At 68.4% G+C, this 1,676-nt stretch carries 2 protein-coding genes; both read left to right on the top strand.

Going from position 1 to position 1,676, the window contains the following annotated elements; genetic code table 11:
* Positions 1-639: DMSO/selenate family reductase complex B subunit (locus FHE66_RS05145; protein ID WP_139071916.1), on the top strand; the 639-nt coding region annotated here is incomplete at its 5' end.
* A complete protein-coding gene (locus FHE66_RS05150; RefSeq protein ID WP_139071917.1) occupies positions 639-1,676 on the top strand; it encodes a DmsC/YnfH family molybdoenzyme membrane anchor subunit in 1,038 nt (345 codons plus the stop codon). The genes FHE66_RS05145 and FHE66_RS05150, both read left to right, overlap by 1 nt.

Consider the following 1,676-nt stretch of genomic DNA (forward strand, 5'->3'; position numbering starts at 1 on the left):
ATGACTGACTCTCTGACCGAGGCCGGTGCGAACTACGGCTTCTACTTCGACCAGTCCGCGTGCACGGGGTGCAAGGCGTGTGCCGTCTCGTGCAAGGACAAGCACGACCTGCCGATCGGGGTGAACTGGCGCCGGGTGGTGGAGTACTCCGGCGGGTCCTGGCAGCAGGACGGGGACACCTTCACCCCCAACGTGTTCACCTACTACACCTCCATCGCGTGCAACCACTGCGAGGACCCGGTGTGCGTCCAGGTGTGCCCCACCACCGCGATGACCCAGCGTGAGGACGGCACCGTCTTCGTCGACGAGGGCAAGTGCGTGGGCTGCCGCTACTGCGAGTGGGCCTGCCCCTACTCCGCCCCGCAGTTCAACGTGGAGACCGGGCACATGTCCAAGTGCGACCTGTGCTACGACTACCGCGAGACCGGCCAGGCCCCGGCCTGCGTGGACGCCTGCCCCTCCCGGGCCCTGGACTGGGGCCCCATCGAGGAGCTGCGCGAGAAGTACGGCGACGTCGACGCCATCGCGCCCCTGCCCGACCCCAACCTCACCAAGCCGCGCCTGGTGATCACGCCCCACCGCGACGCCCAGCCCTGGAACGACGCCAGCGGGCAGATCGCCAACCCGAAGGAGATCTGATGAACGTCCACGAGCTCCCGATGATCCTGTTCACGGTCATCGCCCAGATGTGCGTGGGCACCTTCATCATCCTGGGCGTCGTCCAGCTCATCGCCTCCCGACGCCACGACATGCGCACCGTCGAACGACTCACCGAGCCGGTCGTCTACGCCATCGGCCCGGCCATGGTCCTGGGCCTGGCCGCCTCGACGCTGCACATGAACGACATCACCAACACGCTCAACGTCTTCCGCAACGTCGGCACCTCCTGGCTCTCCCGCGAGATCGTCTTCGGTATCGCGTTCGCCGCCCTGGGCTTCGCCTTCGCCCTGCTGCAGTGGTTCAAGATCGGCACCATCCGGGTGCGTCAGCTCGTGGCCGCCGCCACCGCGCTGACCGGCATCGCCCTCATCTGGTCGATGTCCCAGATCTACTACTCCCTGCAGACCGTGCCGGCCTGGAACACCCCCATCGTCCCGCTGCACTTCTTCGCCACCACCCTCATGCTCGGCGCCCTGGCCGCCGGCTGCGCGCTCATGCTCACCGCAACGATCCGCAACCGCCGCCGCCCCCAGACCACCGACACCGAGGCCACCAGCGAGGCCACCAGCGAGGGCAACGGCGAGGGCACCGGTGAGGGCACCGGCGGCGCGCTGGCCACCCTGGTCCGCACCCGCGTCGCCCAGATCAACGCCCCCACCACCACCGACGAGTGGACCCTGACCACCCGCACCGTCCAGTACCTGGCCGTCGCCTCGGCAACCATCGGCGTCCTGGTCCTGGCCTCCTACCCCCTGCACATCGCAGACCTCGCCACCCAGGGCGCCACCACCGCCGCAGCCGTCTTCTCCGGCACCTTCTTCGCCATCCGACTCATCCTGCTCGGCATCGCCGCGGTCATCCTCGCCCTGTTCACCTACCGCGCCGCCGGCCAGGCACGACGCGAGAACCCCATCCACCTCACCACCCTCATGACCGCGGCCTTCACCCTCGCCCTCATCGCCGAGCTCATGGGCCGCTCCCTGCACTACGACTCCATGATCCGAGTCGGCATCTGA

This window comes from Georgenia sp. 311, from assembly GCF_006151955.1.
GTDB classification, from domain to species: Bacteria; Actinomycetota; Actinomycetes; order Actinomycetales; family Actinomycetaceae; genus Oceanitalea; species Oceanitalea wutianyii.